Here is an 18,127-nt window from a genome sequence, read left to right on the forward strand (position 1 = left end):
GAAGCTCCCGGATAAAGTGTACCAATCGCCCGGATTTCGTATCCCATGGGCGTGGCCGAAAACCGTGAGGCGGACTGTCATCGGGGTCTATGGTACTCGTGGTGTTGGGAAAACCAATTGATGAATGATCACCCAAAAAAGTTCTTCAACGATTTTACCAGATTAACCGAATAAAGGATCAGGTTGCGGGTTTCGCCCAGCAATTCCAAATAGAGGATGTTAATGCGGGTTTTTCCCGAACCTTTTCTTATCTTCCGGATATGTTGAAGTCTGAAATTTTCAATGAGTTTGAAAATGGCTTCCTGTCGCTGGACGAGTTCATGGAACATCATAAATTTTTTGTCTTTTTCAACGTGTACCATGAAGTTGAAAAAAGCAGTGGTTTCGTCCAGCAGTGTGTTCAGGTCATCCTGCTGATAGTCAATCAGACCTTTGTGGTGGTTTTTAATATGGTCATAAGCTGGTACTACCATTGCCGAGAGGGTATTTCCCAGTTCGGTCAGATAATCGAGGGCCTGGATAAAAAACTGGCCTGAATCCTGTGCCTCTTCGGGCATGCGGGCAAGGGCTGAGAAAAACTCTGTTTTTGCATTCTTTATTTGGTTTTTCAGGTCTTCTGTTTTGCGGGTTATTTCGAATAATTTTGTTTCGTCCTCATCCAGAAGTCCCTGCACCATAAGCATGTATATTTTTGAGGATTCCAGCATAAGCCTGCGCACCGTATCACTCCCTGTATTTCTTATCCACCCGATGTTCTGGGAAATTTCGTTGGAAAGCTCTTTTTTGAAAAGTTCGCGTTCAGCCTGTCTTTTCTTGTGATATTTCGTGCTCCTGAACAGAAACAGGATCATAAACATTACAGAGACGATAATGGTAATCCAGCTTCCCCACCACAGCAGAAGTGCCAGAATAAAAGCACCCAGGAAACCCAGGCATGCGGTAATAAACCATCCTCCCAAAATAGATAACACCCCCGAGATACGATAAACAGCACTTTCGCGTCCCCAGGCCTGGTCGGCCAGTGAGGTTCCCATTGCCACCATGAACACAACAAATGTTGTAGAAAGGGGAAATCTCCAATAGGTTCCGATACTGATCAGGATACTTGCAACAACGAGATTCACCATTGCCCTGAGGGAGTCAAAATAGATCACTTCGTCAACCGGTTTGAAATCGGAAATATTTTCATCTTTTTTGTATCGGCCCGAGATGAAACGATGTATTTTAACGGGCAGGATATTGTCTATTCTGTTGAAAAGTGACAGAAAGTGTCTGACCATGGTTCTTGAAAGCTGCGAAGGTTCAAAGTGCTCACGTCCCGTTTGCTGGCGTCCCAGGTACATTTCCGTTTCTGTCACTGAGCGGGCCTTTCGTGAATAAAAAAGTGTGAGCATCATAACAATACCCGACAGGAGAAAAAAGCTTACATAAATACCATCCTCAAAACCATGATTGCGCAACCAGTCATCGTTCAGAAACTGAAGGCTGAAATTGCCGGGGCCACCTTCATGACCGGAAATCAGAAAGGCTTTAAAACTTTCAATGCCGGCCAGTGGAACACCGATAAAATTGACCAGATCGTTGGCTGCAAAAGAGAGTGCCAGAGCAAATGTCCCAAACAGGACCACGATGCGTGGAATGTCTATCTGAAAGAGCATCCCCGACAGGTATAAAACAAAAAAAGTAATGGCAAAAATTGTCGGGAACTGAAACACGGGATTTGTGCTGAACCATTTAAATACCGGGGTGTCCCATACTGCTGAGGCTTCAATGCCTTTTTTGAAAACCAGGATCAGAATAATTGAAATGGCAAAAGCTCCAAAAAATGAAAAAAGCATCCTGAACCGCCCGTGATAACTGAAAGTAAATAATAACCTGGAGATAAACTGGACTATTGCACCTGTGATGAAAGCAAAAAGAATGGACACCAGGATGCCTGAGAAAAGTAAAAACACCCTGCCAGTGTTTATGTAATCGGTAAGAACCGCCTCGCCCGGAACCGAATGGTTTGTCTTAAGTACAGCAATGGCAAGCGCTGCGCCTGTTAACTCGAAAACGACCGCGATGGTGGTGGAGGTAGGGAAACCCAGCGTATTGTATGTGTCGATCAAAATGACATCCACAATCATTACCGCCAGAAATAAGATCATCAGCTCGGTCAGATAAAAATTTTGAGGATAAATGACTCCTTTCCGGGCCACTTCCATCATTCCGGTAGAAAAAAACGTGCCCACAATCAATCCCGCTCCGGCAATCCAGTAAATGGTGCGCCGGGAAGCAACACGGCTGCCGATGGCCGAATTCAGAAAGTTTACCGCATCATTGGATACGCCTACAATCAAATCGGCAATGGCCAGCAATGAAAGCAAAATGGCAATGGTCCAGACAAGTGTCATATTCCTGTATGTTTTGGCGACAAAAATAGTTGCATAAGGCGGGACTTTTCAGTCCGGTATATTAATTTTTTGTTAGATTTATCCGGTATTTTTTCTCAAATTTACTTTTAATTTAATTGTTTTCAGAGGTTTTCTTTACTTAACATTGGGTTAACAAACGGATGACTTTGCATAAGTGTTTGCTTCAATACTATTTCGTTTAAATTTGTGTGCCACGGAGTTGGGAATTTTCTAATAGATAAATATGAAGTCCATTGCCCCACAAAGAATTGTTGGTTTCATTACCGTTACTTTCCTGGTTCTTGCCGTGCTCTTTTTTTTGATTAATTATTTTAGTCCCAGCCTTGTCATCTCTCTGATTATTACTGTGCCTTTGTTTACGGGAATTGCATTTTCGGCAGTCAACTATTTTATCAACCTGTTTATTTATGCTAAAATCAAGCTCATCTATAAAACCATTCACAATTTTAAATCTGCTGCCAGAGATTTGGATGAAAACGGGAATGATATTTTTTCGCAGGTAAATCGTGAGGTGACCGAATGGATGAAGGGGAAGACAATGGAGATACAGCAGCTGAAGCAACTGGAAAAGTATCGAAAAGATTTTCTGGGCAATGTTTCGCATGAGTTGAAAACGCCGATTTTCAATATTCAGGGATATATTCTGACACTTCTTGAAGGCGGCATCGATGATCCGGGAATCAATATGCTCTATCTGAAAAGAACCGAGCGCAGCATCGATCGCATGATATCGATTATTGAAGACCTTGAAGCCATATCGAAGCTGGAATCGGGTGAACTTGAACTGAACCTTACCCGGTTTAACATTTACCAGATGGTGGAAGAGGTTTTCGATTTACAGGAAGTACGTGCCGAAAAAAGAAATATAAAATTGAAGTTTGGCCGAACGGCCGATCGGAACATTCAGGTTTTGGCCGATAAACCACGAATTTTTCAGGTTGTGAGTAACTTAATCGTTAACTCGATAAACTATGGTAAAGATGGTGGAACCACAACGGTCAGTTTTTACGATATGGACAACCTGGTTTTGGTTGAAGTACGCGACAATGGAATTGGAATTGCAGAACGTGATCTGCCACGTATTTTTGAACGATTTTACCGTACCGACAAAAGCCGATCACGAGAGCAGGGCGGGACCGGCCTTGGATTGGCAATTGTAAAACATATTATAGAAGCCCACAACCAAACCATTAATGTGAACAGTACACTGGGAAAGGGTACTTCTTTCACGTTTACACTGGAAAAGGCCTGAGCGTAACACAGCAAATGGTACTTTATGGACAGACACTTTTAAGTGCCTGTCTATGAAGTAGGAAAAGATTCTTACTTATCATGTGTCTGTTCAGAAAGTGTCATTTACAAGGCTTGCAAAGTCCGAAAATACGGAGTTTACTCATCGTAAATGAGTAATTTTCGGACGAGCGTAACACAGGAAATGTCACTTTATGGATAGACACTATTTAGATTATAGATTATTAGATTTACGATAATGAGCGAAACAACAGATTACAAAATCCTTTTGGTAGATGATGAGCCGGATATTCTGGAGTTCATTGGTTACAACCTGAAAAAGGAGGGTTTTCAGGTGGAGACTGCCACCAATGGCAAAGATGCACTGAAAACCGCTCAATCTCTCAACCCGCACCTGATCGTTCTGGATGTTATGATGCCCGGGATGGATGGCATAGAAACCTGTGAGGAAATTCGGAAAATTCCTTCTTTAAAAGACACTCTCGTTGTGTTTCTGACTGCCAGAGGGGAGGATTATTCCCAAATAGCCGGGTTTGATGCCGGAGCAGATGATTATATTACCAAACCAATTAAACCGCGGGTGCTTATTTCCCGGGTTAAAGCGCTTCTGAAACGGTTCAGATCAGGGACATATTCTGATACAGCGGAAGAAGATACCAGAATTTCCGTAGGGGATCTGACAATCGATAAAGAAAAATATGTCGTCATCTCTGGAAACAACGAGCTCGTCCTTCCCAAAAAAGAATTTGAATTACTCCTGCTGCTTGCTTCTAAACCTGATCGTGTATTTACGCGCGATGAAATATATTCTTCTGTGTGGGGAGATAATATAATTGTTGGCGACCGGACAATAGATGTTCACATAAGAAAATTACGTGAGAAAATAGGGCAGGATCATATCAGGACAATAAAGGGGGTTGGCTACAAATTTGTAAACTGATTTTTTTGCAATATTGGTCAAATATTGACTTTATTGGCAACTTATTTTTAAATTGCAATATTAAAGTAGAAATAGTCCGTTAAAGAAAACCTAAACGTAGAGACACAGTGGCACAAAGATTTTATAATAAGCGAGTTGGACTCTATGTTGAAAATTATACAAATAATTAATTATCAGTTATATGTAAAAATTTAACGGAGTGTTGATGTTGTGTATTGACTTTATTGCAAATCTAATTTTACAATTATGAAGAAGATTTTTTTGGTAGCCATTGCCCTTGCATTTGTTAGTGTGGCTTGCAAAGATAAAAAGGAAAAGAAAGAGCCGGAGCCGGTTAAAAAGGAAGTGACAACGCCTGCCGAGCCGGATACACTTGCACAAGCGGTTGCACAACCGGAACCGGAACCCGAACCGGAGCCGGAACCTGACAAGTACTTCCTGATTGCCGGAAGTTTTGCCAATCCTTCCAACGCTGAGTCGTTTCAAAAACAGCTTTCCGAAAAGGGTTTCAACGCACAGGTGATCACCCGCGACTGGGGTATCAACAGCGAATTTTACAAGGTTTCGTATATGGGATTTAAAGATAAACGGGAGGCTATATCTAAAATGAAAGAGGAGCGTCAGCAACCTGGCAAAGAGGATGTTTGGGTACTGGTTAAGAAATAATGGCTGATATGGTGGAATCAGCTCTATAACCCTGAAAACCATTTGGGCAATTCAACATCAGGTGTGACATGCAGCGTCTGAATGCCAAGCTTGCTTGCTGCTTCGATGTTTTCCGCCAGGTCGTCGGCAAATAGTGTTTCCGGAGGGGCGAGTTTATTTTGCTCCAGAACAAGTTTATATATTTCCGGTTGTGGCTTTCGCAATCCTTCTATGTGGGAATAATAAATTTTTTCGAAGAGGTCTCCGATGTGATTGACGCCGGGGACTTTTTTTTCGAAATCTTTAACATGGCCTTCATTAGTGTTACTGAGTAAGTATAAGTTGTAGCGTTTTCGCAGTTCCTTCAACATTTCAACATGTTCCGGCGGGAAATCCCCGATAATCTGTCCCCATGCATGAAAAAAGTCCTCTTGTGTTGTATCTGAGCGAAAATAGGGTTTCAGGCAGTTGAAAAATTCAGAAGAGGATATTTGTCCAATTTCGTACTGTGGAAAACAGTCGAGCGATACAAGGGAAAAGACATCTTTGATATCGCTGTCTTCTGGCATTAATTTCCGGAATTCAATGCGTGCTCTTTCTTTTTGGAGTGGAACCAGTACATTGCCAAGGTCGAAGATGATGTTTTTTAAGCCGTTATGGTTTGATTTTATTCGCATAAAATTTATGTATTAAGGTCGAATGCCTGCCTGTCGGCAGGTATCTAAAAATCTAACGGTCTGTTGTTCGCAGCAGACCTTGCCATTCCCGTGTCATGGACCAAATCATCTGAAAGTACAGCACAAAAGTAACAATTGATTTTTACAATTCTTTTTTGAACACGTAAATTTGAAAATTACGGTGCTTTTTGTAATTTTGCATTCGCTTCGGCCAGAGGCATAAAAATATTGCCGGGCCCATAGCTCAGTTGGTTAGAGCACCTGACTCATAATCAGGGAGTCGTAGGTTCAAGCCCTACTGGGCCCACTTTGATATTAAGCCACTTACAGAGGTTATGCTGTGAGTGGCTTTTTTTGTTTGTTACTGATAGTGAAACATCAAAATCAGAGTTACAGTTCCCGAATAATCCGTACTTACGTAACTGCCGCTGGTGCCCCCGGTGACTTCTCCCTGATCGTTGTAATAGGTTGTAGTGAAAGTACGGTGGAGTTCCTCAATAGTGTTTTGTGTTTTTCGGTAGATGAGGTTGTAAACTCCATGGTTTTGCCTGTCAGCGGGTCATAATCTGACAGACTAAAGGCGACGACATTCTTCAGTTTCATTGTATGGATTTCATCTGTTATGGTGTGAATGTAACTACTTCTGAAATCCTGTGTAACCGGATTTGTGTATTCGCCGTTCTTAATGTCACCTGATGAAATGATGTGTTTATCGGGATACTTTTCGTTTAAAACATCATCCTGCGTCAGCAAAGCAAACGAGATGGTATCGGTATTCAGATATCTCAAAACCGGGTTGACGTATGTGCTCCCATCCCAATAGGGTGTGTATGTCGGCGCATTGGGATTGAAAACTTTGCAATAGTATTTTTCTTTCAAAGTTTCTTCTTCCAGCACAACGGTGAGTTCGGGATTTTCTGTTTCTCCCCACATCTCTTCGTAATATTCCGCTCCAATAGCATCGGGATATTCAAACCAGAAATATTCATTCCCGGCAGCATTTAAGTTGGAAATATTGCACGAAACAGACACATGATAAGTAAGAACTTTGCGTCATTGCGTCGCTTCGTTGTTTATTCATCGTAAATGAGTAATTTTCGGACGAGTGTAACACAGTAAATGGCACTTTATGTACAGACACTAATTATAGAAAAGAAACAAGAAAATGGTTTCATTTTTTTGACAAATTCCGGGTTTTTATGAGCAAACATTCTTATTTTGGGAGGTTGAATTATTTGCAGTAACAAAAAGAAATTTAAAGGAGCAGACTTAAACATAGTTTTCTGGATATTTATGAGCAAAAATCTGACAACAACAGATAAAAGAAGATGGTTTGAAATCATATCCGTAGTTCTTACCGGTGTATTGAAATATGTTTTAATGGACTGGCTTGAGCTTCGTGTGTTTTATATTTTCAGTGCGTGTTTGTTTTGGACGTTGTATATTTTAAAGCGGTATAGGGCTAATGGGGATATTCTTCGAGACTGGGGTTTTCGCAAAAGCGGGTTTAAGAAAACCGTGTTTCTTTGTCTTCCTTTTACTGTTGTTGCACTGATAGGAATTTTCGGGTATGAGATTTTTTACAATAATGGCTTTCTGAAGTGGAATCTCATTCCTGTTTTGGCTTTATATCCGCTTTGGGGAATTATTCAGCAATTTTTGATGATAAGCCTTATTGCAGGAAATTTGAGGTCAGTATCCTCTTTGGATATGAGCGAGAACCAGGTAGTTTTATTGGTTTCCCTGTTGTTTAGCATTGCACATTATCCAGATTTGCTTCTGATGGTATTCACCTTTGTGATGGAGCTGTTTTTTATATCTGCGTATTTCAGATACCAAAATATCTGGGCACTCGGGATATTACACGGATGGTTGGGTGGCCTGTTTCTCTATCTTGTTATGCACAGGGACTTGTGGCGCGAATTGTGGATGATATCTTAAATATGAAAAAATCTTTTCAGATCGGTCACTTTTTTTAGCCGGAAGTGAATAAATAACAACAATATGGCGATAATTGCTGCAGCAACCATAACAATCAGGCTCCAGGCGAATAGTTGTCCATCATCTCTGTAAACCGATATAATCCCGTCTATACACAGACTGAGTATTCCTGCAGCCAGTAATGACCAGGCGATGATATTCAATCCCTTTTGCCTGCTGTTGTGAATAAGTTTAAATAATATGAAGATGGTGATGTAACCGGCTAAAAGCATCGGTATGCCCAGTTTCATTCCCCAACCCGAATCTCCGGAAAAAATATCTAAAAGTATCAGAAGACCTGAAACGGACAAAAAACTTAATGTTGTCCAGAGGAAATATCTTCTGAACCAGATTGTGGCCATCGTGACATTGATGAATATTACAAGGCTGATCGATGCGGGATATTTTGACCAGGTTATTGTTTTGTTTGCCACGAAATCAATAACCAAAGTGATTAGTATTCCCGAAAGGAGAATGATGGCTGAGATTTTATGGAAGATTTTTCTTTTTTGAGAGGCCGAGAGTTTCTGAAAATCGCTTAATTCTTCTTCTCTCTTTTGTTTTTTCCTGGTTTCTATAATGGCAGGATTATCCTCACTTATTTTTGGTAATGGTTCTCCACAGAGAGAACAAAAGTTCGCATTCTCAGCCAGTTCTACACCGCAATAGGGACATTTTATCATAGCTTGTTGACTGTTTTTGTTGATTCAACTGAAACGAGCATGGCAAGGTTTACCACAATAGATCATTAGATTCTTAGATATAAGATGTAAGATAAAATGAACATTGATGGGTTTACCACAATAAGAATATGTATAAATTCTACATTCAAACCACATTAGACCAATAACTTAAGCAAATTTTATGTGAATGTAATATTCTGTTCTTTTAAAAAATGCAGGAATTTTTCTTCAAATTCCCAGGTGTTTGTAATATTTCCAAAACTTAATGTCAATTTATCGTCAAAACCTATGGCTGCACAACTAATCTTCAACACTCTGTTTGGCGGAGGCGCTGTCAATACAAAGTAGTCGATCATATCACCGGTTTCCGGAGGCATTTCTACTTTCCCCAAATTGGTTACAACACCGCTGTATTGACTTGTTCCCAGAGAATTAAATTTCATTTTCAGAATCAGGCTTTTGATAAACAGCGGAATACTTCGAACATAAAGCTTCTTCTCACTTCCAACGTTCCGGGATATGTTTTTGTTGATTAATTTTTCATCGGTCTCCAGGTGCATCTGGTGGTAAACCGTTTTCAGTATTTCGTCAAAGGTATAATGACCCAGCCGAAGGTCAATTTCGGGCATGACAAACAAAGAGAAGTTTCGCATTGTCCTGGAAGGCAGGATGTTTCTTAAATTAATGGGTACCTGTACGCGCAGAAGCTTATGCATTTTCAGGCGGTTCAGCGGACTCAGGTTTTCAAAAATGTCCTGAAGCACATAAAGATAAACTGCAACCAGATACATTGTAATACTTACGCCCTTTTCTTTAGAAACCCGCTTTATCTCAGGCAATGAAAGGATGACATTCATTCTCCTGAAGCGTGGCGAAGGCCTGACTGAAAAGGGAAGATGAAATGCTTTAGAACGTTTCACGATTGGGGGAATATCTTCTTTGAAGTAACGTTTGTAAGCGTCTTCATATTCTTCTTCTTCATATTCTTCGTCCGGTTTTTTGAATGGGTAATCCGGAGGAATTGTAGCCCCACACTCTTGTGAATAGAGTATCAGGACTGTTTTTAAAAACTCAAAAGCTCCACCACCATCGGTAAGAATATGTGAAACTTCAAGACTTACAGAATTGTTCCAAACCAGAAAACGCATTAACAGTCGGCCTTTGCCAAATTTTCCACAAACCTGATCATCATCCGGGACGATGGGAATATGATGGGGCAGATGTTCCAGATAATACCAGAAGAAGCCCCTGCGAAGCTGCACGAGAAAATATGGGAACCTTTTTTCTGCGTTCAAAACCGCGCGTCTTAAAACATCAATTTTTACAGGTTCTTTAAGTGTTGCGGTAATGCGGATTACGGCTGTAACCTCCCTGGTGATAATGGCAGGAAAAATTTTCGCTGCATTATCAAGGGCAAACCAGAATCTATTGTTTGTCTGACGGGTTTGTTGGGTTTTATGCCCCATAAGAAGCCGTTTTACAGAGTGAAATGATGAAAAATTTCATATTCTTCAAATGTATGAATATTTCAGGAAATCAAATGTATTCGGGTGTACTAAGCCTGGATGTACAAAAGACTTCTGCCGGAGTTTTACCCTTAACCGGCACTTTATTACCGTCTCCTGGCAACACATCAGGTCGCTGTCACTATTGCATTGAACTTCCCTGTCCGTTAGCTTGATAAGAATTGCTGCCAGAAATCACTGTCGTTTCGTGTCTCAGCCTCAGCCTCAACCTCAACCCGTGTTTCATGTTTTGAGGCCCCCTAATCCCCCCGAGGGGACTTTTAATTTGAAATACACTTTCAAATTTGGTTAATCTCTGTTATCTATGATGCAACTTTATCTTTTGTGTTCTTATATGTCTTATATGGTTTATTATCAACCTCAACCTTAGCCTCAGCCTCAACCTCACCTTCAGCCACAGCCTCAAAATTTTAACCGGACATTGTTTAAATATTTTTACCTTTAAAAATAAAAAATATCCGGTTCTTCGAGCGGCGAAGTTGCAGACTTCGCCGGTCATTATCCGGATAAAGTAAATTCTATAAGAAATATTATAACCATGAAAAAATTAAAAATCGGAATTCTCGGAACCTCCAATCATTATCTCAAGCGAATTGTGTTGCCTTTGAAGGATACACAATTCTGTGAATCGTATGCCATCGGATCACGAAACATTGATAAGGCGGCAGATGTGGCCCGTGAGTTTGATATTCCTTTATGGTACGGCTCGTATGATGCTGTACTGGAAGACGATAATGTGGATATGATTTACATCCCGCTTCCCAATCATTTGCACAAAGAATGGGTTAAAAAGAGCATCAAAGCCGGAAAACCGGTACTTTGCGAAAAGCCTCTCGGGATGAATACCGAAGAAGCAAAAGAGATGATAAAAATGGCACAGGACGCCGGTGTGCCCCTGATGGAGGGGTTCATGTACATGTTTCATCCCATGTGGCAACATGCGCGCGATATTGTCTGTACGAATCAAATTGGCGATATTCAGTACATTCATACTTCATTTTCGTACAACAATCCTTCGCCTTCCAATATCCGAAATATTCCCGAATATGGAGGTGGCGCTTTAATGGACATCGGTTGTTATGCCATTTCTGTTCCGCGCTTTATTTTTGGCAGAGAACCTGTCAGGGTAATGGCGCTTCAAACCGGCCACCCGGCGTTTGGTACCGACATGCATACTTCTGCAATTATGGATTTTGACGGGCCACGTGCTACATTTACTGTTTCCACAACATCGCAGGCTTTTCAAAAGGTGGATATTGTTGGCACATCGGGAAGTATTACAGTTCATATTCCATTTAACACTTACGTGGATGTCCCTGCAAAAATTACGGTTGTTGATGGCATCGGATCCCGGGATGTTGAGTTTCCCGTGTCGAATGCTTACGGATTGATGTTCGATGCTTTTGCAAATGCTGTTATAGATGGTTCTTCTATCCCGGTACCGGGGGTTGATGCCATTAATAATATGAAAGTGGTTGATGCTGTTCGGAAATCGGCTGAAACAGATGGATGGGTAAAAATTTGAATGATGAAACGAGCATGTGAAAGTTTACCACAACAAGAGTATGTATAAATGCTTGCATGCGAGTTCCATCAGACCAATAATTTAGAATAATTTTATACTGATGAAAACAATTCTTACAACAACAATGCTCGCTCTCGCCCTGTTAACTTCCTGTTCAGAGAAGCAAACCACACTCGAAGTGGTTTCTTTTAACGTTCGTCTGGACCATGAGGGCGACGGAATTAACCAATGGAAAAACCGCGTTCCTCTGGTTACAGATTATCTAAGGGAGATACAACCCGATATTCTCGGGATGCAGGAGGTGCTTCCCAACCAACTCGCCGATTTGAAGGAGATACTTGCTGGTTATGAATCTGTTTCTGCCGGAAGGATGGATGGAAGAAGTGAAGGAGAAGCTTGTCCTGTTTTTTATAATAAAGAAGTATTTGAACTTTTGGACAAAGGACATTTCTGGTTATCGGAGACACCAGATGAGCCTGGAAGTATGAACTGGGATACGCACTTTCCGCGTATCGTTACGTGGGTGAATCTTAAGCAAAAAACAAGCGGCAAAGAGTTTTTCTTTTTCAACACGCACTATAGTCATGTGAGTGAAGAAGCACGTGAAAAGAGTTCGGAACTTCTGGTAAAGCAAATTACACAAATTGCCGGCAGTCATCCGGTGATTCTGACGGGGGATTTTAATACCCCGGCCGGCAGTGCTCCTTACAATCGTTTGATTGCGGGAGAAGGAAACCAGGTTCGGTTAAAAGATGCCGAAAGCCTCGCCGAAACCGTGATTAACGGAGATGTTACTTACAATGCCTTTGACCCAGGGTTTGAAGGGAAGCGTATAGATTTCATTTTTGTGAATGATTCATTTGATGTTAAAATGCATGCTGTGGATGAGGTAAGAAAGGACAGTCTCTTTGTTTCGGATCATTTCCCGGTGAGGGGAAACGTTATTCTGAAAGGGGAGTAATCGTGGTTATTTCGCCCCTTTGGGTTAAAAAAGAAGAGGCCCCCGGACTTCTCCGGCAGGCCTCTCCCGACTTCAACAAACGGATGGTTGCAAAATTCAAGGCATTCTCTAATTCAATACTTCGTTAAACTTTTTGCAAATAACTTGAAGTCAATTGTTTATTTTCAAATGAGGGTTCTCGTTAATTAGGGCTATACGAATTATCTTACCTCTATTATATAACAATCTAACGTTCTATTGTAATTAGCGTCTGTCCATAAAGTACCACTTACTTCGTTACGCTTGCCGCCACAATCCTCATTTACGATTAGTAAACTCCGGTTTTGGCGGCTTCGCAAGCCTCGCAATTGGCACTTTCTGAACAGACACACATACTGTAGAATTTTTTTGCGAGTTTACAATAGTTCGTTAAACTTTTACAAACGATTTTAAATCAATTGTTTATATTTAAAAACTTTTATGGCTTATAATACAACTTATCAGTGTCTTAAGATTCATCTTGTATCTTAAATCTAAAAATCTAACGATCTATTGAGACACGCACTAATTAGAATTGAAAACTTAATCCCAGACTAAAAGAACGGCCGGGATGGTATATGCTATAAGGTTTATCTTCGGCCTCGTAAGATTTGAATGAGCTTTTTTGTGTCTGATCCAATAGATTGGATATTTTAAAATCAATTTTTGTTCGTTTTTCTTCGCCAAGTTTTTTACTCAAACTGAAATTGAGGCTGTGAAAAGGCTCCAAATACATATCAGGGAAAACACCGGCACCTACGATGGACAGTGTCTCGCCTTTCACGTTGTAGAACAGTCCGCCAGACAGTCCTGTTTCCAAATTGTTGTAACCGATGCCACCGTTTATCACATACGGCGATTGTCCGGCCATATCACGGGTTTGTTTGATGTTTTGTCCCTCCTTTTCAAATGCTTTGCGGGAGTTGAATTCCGATTCGGTCATTTCAATTTCTGAATGTGTAAGTGTTATGTTTCCACTGATATTGAAATGCTTTAAAAGAGGAGAGATCAGATCCAGGTTCCTGTTGAATTCAAATTCGACGCCGTATAAAGTTCCGTCACCCACATTTCGGGGCTGATATTCTGTACTGGTAACGGATGAAGTGAGACGCACCAATTCGATGGGGGCGTCAAAATCTTTATAAAAAACGCTTGTCGAGACGCTTTGCCCCTTGTCGCGAAACAGTTCCCATCTTAAATCCACATTGTTGATAAAGGTTTCTCTCAGGTTACCGCCCCATTCATCAACTGCATAGAGACCTCCGTTGAATATGGTATTACTGAGCGGGTCAATAATCTGGGCAAACGAAAGCTCTTTAAAGGAGGGCCTGGCCACGGTTCGCGAATAGGAGGCCCTTAAATTCTGATTTTCGGTAACTTCATAAATAACATTGATGCTTGGGAAGAAATCTGTAGACTCCAGTACTTTTTCATTATCAAGCTTTCTTGAACCGTTTTGGTCTTGTCCGGTATGACGCATCACAAAATTTTCCACTCGTAATCCGATAACGGATTTCAGTTTTTTAAGCGGATAAAATTCATTGGAAAGATACATCGCGGTGTTGTGTACGGAAGATTCATATTCGTTGGAAGGGCTGCTTTCAGGTATCATGTATAAAAAGCCGCTTGTTCCGTCATAAATATTTTCGGGTTTTAAAACAAGGGATGCATCTGCCCGGGGAAAGGTTACTGACAGTTGGTTCAACTGGTACCCCATTTTTACAACTTCATAATCTCGTTTTTTGTAACTATGGTTTAATCCGAACTTCAAAACGGCATTTTTACTCCAAAGTGTATAATCTTTCGTTAAATCAACTTTAGACGAATTGTTTATTTCATTTAGTTCACGCCATATTCTGGATGGATAACCTGCGGCGCCTGAGTTAAAAACGATATCACCATCGTCTTCGTGTGTGAATGCGGTTTTTCGAATATCCGGTTCGTCAGATGTTGAAAAGGTGGGAGAAATTCGCCAGTCCACTTCCCAGTTTTTTTCATCAAAGACATGAGTTCCGTGCAATAGCATGTTTGTGAGGGATCGCTGGTTGTATTGTAATTGGTCGGATGTGGCAAAATAACCCGACTGGCTGGCTGCCGCACCATTATTGTCGATGGAAAATTGCCCGGCACTACTGGTGCCGTTTTGCAAACGCATGGCAGTAAGGCGGATCTTGTTAAAATTGTTCTTGTATGCCAGTCCTCCTAATGCACCTATCAGTATGTTCCTTTCTCCGACAGCACCTTTCTGGATGGTTGAATAGATCATTTCATAATTGGCCGGGTTGGTGTTCATTTTGTAATCACCATATAAAACGTTGTCGTCAAAATCGGAACTGGCTTTGTACGACAGTGAGAAAATATATCCGAGTTTCGCGTTTTTATTTTTGTCTGAACCAATGTTTAATTGGTTACCGAAGGCTATTCCCATGCTGTAGTCTGCGAAGGTGGATTGTGTTTGCGCACCAAGTGTTGGTGTGAATTGATTGACAAAATCATTAATAGTCTGACCATTAGAAGGAGTAGCGAGCAAATCATTTTCATCCGGAATAAAATCGGGCAATGCCCGGGTGCCATCATCAAAACCCAGAAAATCGGTTTTTCCACCATCGTATGTGAGGTAATCGGCATTGAAATGAACCTGTGGATTAAATTCCATACCCGCAGAAACATTAAATATTTTGCGGTCGGGGAAGTCTTTGGTAGTAATATTCATTAGTCCACCGGTAAAATCAGCCGGCAGATCGGCCGTGAAATTTTTACTCACCATCATATTATCAATAATGTTGGTGGGAAAAATATCCATTTGCAGGCTGTTTCGGTCGGGGTCCAGACCGGGAATTTCCATATTGTTGAGAGTGGTTTTGGAGTAACGGTCACCCAAACCCCGGACATATACATATTTCCCCTCCTCAACGGTAACGCCTGTCACACGTTTAGCCGCTTCTACGGCGGTCCCGTCTCCTATAAGTTCAATTTTGGCCGCAGAAATCCCATCAAGCATTACAGATGATTTTCTTTTCATGGTTTGTAATGCCGCTTCCGTATTTCTGATGGCACTGGCGGTAACAACCACATCCTCAAGCTCAACAGAACTTTCATTGAGCCGCAGATCGTTGAGTACGGTAACTTCACCCGATTTAACTTCGACATCTTCTATGACAAGGGTTTGAAAAGAGATAAAAGATAATTGAAGATCGTAAGTTCCCGGTTCTGTATCGAGAGAAAATTTTCCATCAAGGTCTGTCGCTGTTCCGGTATAAGTGTCTTTAATTACAACGCTTACGCCCACCAGTGTTTCACCGGTGTTTGCATCATATACGGTTCCTCTTATGGTTCCTTTGTCCTGGGCATTGGTTAGTGTTGTAATTATTAAAATCAGGAAGGTTAATAATATTATTCGCTTCATTGTTATCATCCGTTTGTTATGAAGTTTTTTGCAAATAATCAGACCTGCATGGAAAGAATATCCACGCAAGTCTGTTATTTCTTTTACTGTTTCTGGAATTTTTTGAACTGATTTACCATGCAACAATTGCTCCGGCCTGATCGGCCCATGTCCAGTTGAATACCGTAATGTCAATGGCTGATGCATCGGCAGGGGCTGTTCCGGCAGAAATACCCGAGGCAGTTCCATCGATGAAAGGTTCAACATCGGTAACATTAAGAACCACATCAGTGAAAGTTGTGCTTACGCCGTCAAGGAATCCGTCGGGCAATGTAGCCTCGTCTTTCAAAGTAATTTGCTGCCCTTCGGCAATTTCGGTAAAGAAGATATTCTCGAAATGCACAGAAGTTTCCGGGTCAAGATTGATCAGATCGCTTGAAGTAGCATCATCGGTATTGGCAATCACATACCCGTTTCTGAACGTATAGGAGCCAAACCGTTGAATTTCTGAAGGGTCTTCCGTATTTCCTTCAATTCCGTCGAGCTCAAAAAGGTGGTCATCGGGTGAAACGATCACGAAATTTTCACAGGTTCCGTTCCATCCCTGGTCGGCATCCAATCCGTCATCTCCGGCATTCCATACCACTGCGTTGGTAACATTCACCGTTCCACCAAACCATTCAATGGCATCATCCTGGTTAGCGACTACTTCTACGTTTTCAATAACGGTTCCGGAACCGACGCCTCCGAGAGTAAGCCCGTTGATTTCGTTGCCTTCCCCGATGTTGCTGCCGCCGTGGCGGATAGAGATATACTTTAATACACCTGAGTTATCATCAGGATCATCTCCGCCATATCTCCCGTTGGTGTCGGTGCTTGGAATACCTTCAATTTGTGCTGAATTGCCTTCCGCTACTGAGATAGGAGCATTCCCCAGGACGAGAAGTCCTCCCCAGTATCCGTTGGCGGTAGGATCCAGGTTAGGGCTTTTAAAATCACCACTTGCCACCTGTTCGGGTGTTATTTCATCAGCAACCGATGTGAAAATGATGGGTGCATCAGCAGTCCCTTCGGCCATTATCTTTGCATCTTTGGCAATGAGAAGAGCGGTAGCATTAACTCCCGTTCCGGCCTCACCTTTAATAATGGTTCCGGGCTCAATAGTAAGAGTTGCCCCTGCTTCAACGACAATCCTTCCACCCAGCTGGTATACTTTGTCGCTGGTCCAGGTGGTATTTTCGGTAATGTTTTCCGTTACAATAACATTTCCTGTGTCATTGTTGTTGTCATCTCCGTTGTTGTCGTCATCTTCGCTGCAAGAGCTGAATGAAACAGCCATTCCTAATGCAAGGAGAAGGCTCATTAATTTAAAACGATTTTTCATTGTCTACTTGTTTTTTTGGTTTGTCATCTAATTTTTGACACTACAAAAAAACAAGGTCAAGATTGCGTGTAGTTTAAGGCGGGTTTAATTAACCGTTAAAAAGAGAAGGAGGGAGTTAATATTGAATTAATGTAGGAGAGTTATAGCTTAATGGAGAAAAGTTTAGACGCAAAGACGCTATTTCGCAAAGTTTTATTAAGAGAGGAATGGTTTTGGGTATCACGATGAGTAAACTCCGTATTTTCGGACTTTGCAAGCCTTGTAAATGACACTTTCTGAGCAGACACGCATATTGTGAAAATTTTTGCGAGTTTATAGGCACAATACTCCGTTAAACCTTTACAAATGCCTGATAATTAGAGGTTGCTGAAAAAGTCAGCAACCTTTTTCAAATTTATTTTCCATTGTTCTTTTTGGCATTGTCCCAAAAACGGAACCAAAAAGGTCTGGTCCGCTTAAACCTGGCTTCCCGCGAAAGCCAAAATTTCCGGCCATTGCGCAAGGCCATGAACGTCGCCCATTTTGGCTTCCCGCCATCCGCCGGCCCGGAAAGCGGACAGGCCACCGCGCCTATTAAATAGATAAAGTCGTTCATTATTACGACATTCTTTTGAACAGTGATATGTTGACAATTAACATTTACAGGTGCAAATATTTTTAGAGATTTGCATGAATAACCTTGCACCTTAAATGGAATTATGTAATGTAAATAATTCATTATTAATTATTTAACCT

At 41.4% G+C, this 18,127-nt stretch carries 14 protein-coding genes and 1 tRNA gene; 7 read left to right on the top strand and 8 right to left on the bottom strand.

Translation table 11 applies throughout. The features are described from left to right. Window positions 1–128: 128 nt before the first annotated feature. A complete protein-coding gene (locus OQ5_RS0106210) occupies window positions 129–2,396 on the bottom strand; it encodes an inorganic phosphate transporter (RefSeq protein ID WP_016776652.1) in 2,268 nt (755 codons plus the stop codon). A 244-nt stretch (window positions 2,397–2,640) separates the two neighbouring features. Between OQ5_RS0106210 and OQ5_RS0106215 the strand changes: the two genes are divergently transcribed. The 3 genes from OQ5_RS0106215 (at window position 2,641) to OQ5_RS0106225 (ending at window position 5,274) form a co-directional block, all read left to right on the top strand. After that, a complete protein-coding gene (locus OQ5_RS0106215) occupies window positions 2,641–3,669 on the top strand; it encodes a sensor histidine kinase (protein WP_016776653.1) in 1,029 nt (342 codons plus the stop codon). 237 nt (window positions 3,670–3,906) lie between these two features. Further along, on the top strand, window positions 3,907–4,608 hold the full coding sequence (locus tag OQ5_RS0106220) for a response regulator transcription factor (RefSeq protein ID WP_016776654.1): 702 nt from the start codon (window positions 3,907–3,909) through the stop codon (window positions 4,606–4,608). Window positions 4,609–4,854: 246 nt separating this feature from the next. Continuing rightward, window positions 4,855–5,274, top strand: coding sequence for an SPOR domain-containing protein (locus tag OQ5_RS0106225; RefSeq protein WP_016776655.1), 420 nt, complete (start codon window positions 4,855–4,857; stop codon window positions 5,272–5,274). A 23-nt stretch (window positions 5,275–5,297) separates the two neighbouring features. Here OQ5_RS0106225 and OQ5_RS0106230 read toward each other — a convergent pair whose 3' ends face one another. Then, on the bottom strand, window positions 5,298–5,930 hold the full coding sequence (locus OQ5_RS0106230; RefSeq protein WP_016776656.1) for an HAD family hydrolase: 633 nt from the start codon (window positions 5,928–5,930) through the stop codon (window positions 5,298–5,300). Between the two features lie 233 nt (window positions 5,931–6,163). Between OQ5_RS0106230 and OQ5_RS0106235 the strand changes: the two genes are divergently transcribed. Continuing rightward, window positions 6,164–6,237, top strand: a tRNA-Ile gene (locus tag OQ5_RS0106235). A 107-nt stretch (window positions 6,238–6,344) separates the two neighbouring features. Here OQ5_RS0106235 and OQ5_RS0106240 read toward each other — a convergent pair. Continuing rightward, window positions 6,345–6,962, bottom strand: coding sequence for a hypothetical protein (locus OQ5_RS0106240; protein ID WP_016776657.1), 618 nt, complete (start codon window positions 6,960–6,962; stop codon window positions 6,345–6,347). A 261-nt stretch (window positions 6,963–7,223) separates the two neighbouring features. On the opposite strand from OQ5_RS0106240, the gene OQ5_RS0106245 reads away from it, so the two are divergent. Further along, window positions 7,224–7,871, top strand: a complete 648-nt coding sequence (locus tag OQ5_RS0106245; protein ID WP_016776658.1) for a CPBP family glutamic-type intramembrane protease — start codon at window positions 7,224–7,226, stop codon at window positions 7,869–7,871. Here OQ5_RS0106245 and OQ5_RS0106250 read toward each other — a convergent pair. Together OQ5_RS0106250 and OQ5_RS0106255 are read right to left on the bottom strand one after the other, a co-directional pair. Next, complete coding sequence (locus OQ5_RS0106250) at window positions 7,868–8,593, bottom strand: DUF6320 domain-containing protein (protein WP_016776659.1); 726 nt, start codon at window positions 8,591–8,593, stop codon at window positions 7,868–7,870. The genes OQ5_RS0106245 and OQ5_RS0106250 overlap by 4 nt on opposite strands. 179 nt (window positions 8,594–8,772) lie before the next feature. After that, window positions 8,773–10,059 (bottom strand): hypothetical protein, encoded by a 1,287-nt coding sequence (locus OQ5_RS0106255; RefSeq protein WP_016776660.1) that lies wholly within the window; start codon window positions 10,057–10,059, stop codon window positions 8,773–8,775. Between the two features lie 598 nt (window positions 10,060–10,657). Between OQ5_RS0106255 and OQ5_RS0106265 the strand changes: the two genes are divergently transcribed. Together OQ5_RS0106265 and OQ5_RS0106270 are read left to right on the top strand one after the other, a co-directional pair. Beyond that, window positions 10,658–11,644 (top strand): Gfo/Idh/MocA family protein, encoded by a 987-nt coding sequence (locus OQ5_RS0106265; protein ID WP_016776662.1) that lies wholly within the window; start codon window positions 10,658–10,660, stop codon window positions 11,642–11,644. Window positions 11,645–11,744: 100 nt separating this feature from the next. Then, a complete protein-coding gene (locus tag OQ5_RS0106270; protein WP_016776663.1) occupies window positions 11,745–12,605 on the top strand; it encodes an endonuclease/exonuclease/phosphatase family protein in 861 nt (286 codons plus the stop codon). A gap of 547 nt (window positions 12,606–13,152) precedes the next feature. Here the strand turns inward: OQ5_RS0106270 and OQ5_RS0106280 are convergent. The 3 genes from OQ5_RS0106280 to OQ5_RS20435 all read right to left on the bottom strand — a co-directional run bounded on the left by OQ5_RS0106280 (window position 13,153) and on the right by OQ5_RS20435 (window position 17,987). Then, on the bottom strand, window positions 13,153–16,029 hold the full coding sequence (locus OQ5_RS0106280; protein WP_026055140.1) for a TonB-dependent receptor: 2,877 nt from the start codon (window positions 16,027–16,029) through the stop codon (window positions 13,153–13,155). Window positions 16,030–16,141: 112 nt separating this feature from the next. After that, the gene (locus OQ5_RS0106285) at window positions 16,142–17,392 is read right to left on the bottom strand and encodes a hypothetical protein (RefSeq protein WP_016776666.1); all 1,251 of its coding nucleotides are present in this window, start codon (window positions 17,390–17,392) and stop codon (window positions 16,142–16,144) included. Between the two features lie 394 nt (window positions 17,393–17,786). After that, window positions 17,787–17,987, bottom strand: coding sequence for a hypothetical protein (locus tag OQ5_RS20435; RefSeq protein WP_016776667.1), 201 nt, complete (start codon window positions 17,985–17,987; stop codon window positions 17,787–17,789). Between the last annotated feature and the right edge of the window lie 140 nt (window positions 17,988–18,127).

The organism is Anaerophaga thermohalophila str. Valhall (genome assembly GCF_000250735.1).
Classification (GTDB): domain Bacteria; phylum Bacteroidota; class Bacteroidia; order Bacteroidales; family Marinilabiliaceae; genus Anaerophaga; species Anaerophaga thermohalophila_A.